Source organism: Nocardiopsis sp. TNDT3, from assembly GCF_003427465.1.
GTDB classification, from domain to species: domain Bacteria; phylum Actinomycetota; class Actinomycetes; order Streptosporangiales; family Streptosporangiaceae; genus Nocardiopsis; species Nocardiopsis dassonvillei.
In genome coordinates this window covers 1-1,071 of record NZ_QPFC01000140.1, presented here as the reverse complement: position 1 = coordinate 1,071, position 1,071 = coordinate 1, and the positions used below count along the sequence as shown (strand labels likewise).

The 1,071-nt window shown below is 72.7% G+C and carries 1 protein-coding gene; it reads right to left on the bottom strand.

The features are described 5' to 3' along the window. Positions 1–62: 62 nt before the first annotated feature. A complete protein-coding gene (locus tag DQW06_RS04040; protein ID WP_013154831.1) occupies positions 63–701 on the bottom strand; it encodes a TetR/AcrR family transcriptional regulator in 639 nt (212 codons plus the stop codon). Positions 702–1,071: the final 370 nt, after the last annotated feature.

Genomic DNA, 1,071 nt, shown 5'->3' with positions numbered 1-1,071 from the left:
GCGAGGGCCCCCGTGCGCGCACGGGGGCCCTCGCCTTGCGGGCGGCGGGTGCGGCCGCGCCCCTAGCCCTGTTCGCCGGAGCCGCGCTGGAGGTCCCAGCCGCTGATCCCGCGCCAGGCCAGGCGGGCCACCAGCTGCTCGGCCGCGTCCTTGGGCACGGAGCCGCGGCTGTTGAGCCAGTACCGGGCGCTGGTCTCGGCCATGCCGACCAGTCCGATGCTCAGCAGGTGCGCCTCCTCGTCGGAGATGCTGGTGTCCTGGCGGATCACCTCGCCGATGGCCTCGGCGCAGCGCTGGAAGGTCTCCTCGGTCTTGGCCCGAACGGCCGGGAGGTTGCGCAGGTCGGACTCGAAGACCAGGCGGAAGGCCTCGCCGTCGCCCGCGACGAAGTCGAAGTAGGCGCGAAAGCTCGCGATGACGCGCTGGCGGTTGTCGTCCGTGCTCTCCAGGGCCTCGCGCTGCTTGTCGACCAGCACCTCGGAGTGTTCCTCCAGCAGGGCCAGGTACAGCTCCAGCTTCCCAGGGAAGTGCTGGTACAGGACCGGTTTGCTGACTCCGGCGCGGTCGGCGATCTCGTCCATCGCCGCCGCGTGGTACCCGCGCGCGACGAAGACCTCCTGGGCCGCGGCCAGGAGCTGGCGGCGGCGCCTGACCCGGGGCAGACGGGTTCCCCGGGCGCGGGAGTCTGAAGGAGCTGTCACACCGACCCTCCGAACTCGGCATGGCAGATGCACGCCATAACCGGACATCTGCGTGGCTAGTGCTCGCGGAGCGCGGCCAGTGGCGCGCTCCACAGCGGTCCCCCTCATCCTACTCCGGCGTAGGTTCCCCGTGAGCAGCGGGAAGCCGGTCGGGGTTCCGGGCGGGCACGGTGAGGCACCGGCCGAACACGTGGTCAGGGCCGCGATCGGCGGCCGGGAGGAAGCGGAGGAAAAAGGACGCGGTCCCGGGCGGGGGAGCCCCCCGTCAGCGCCGCTCCTCGTCGTCCGGGCCCGCCTCGCGGGCCTGTTCGACCACGTCGGCCTCGGCGGCGTGCTCGAAGCTCTCCTGCGGCGGGTCCTCCCACCCGTC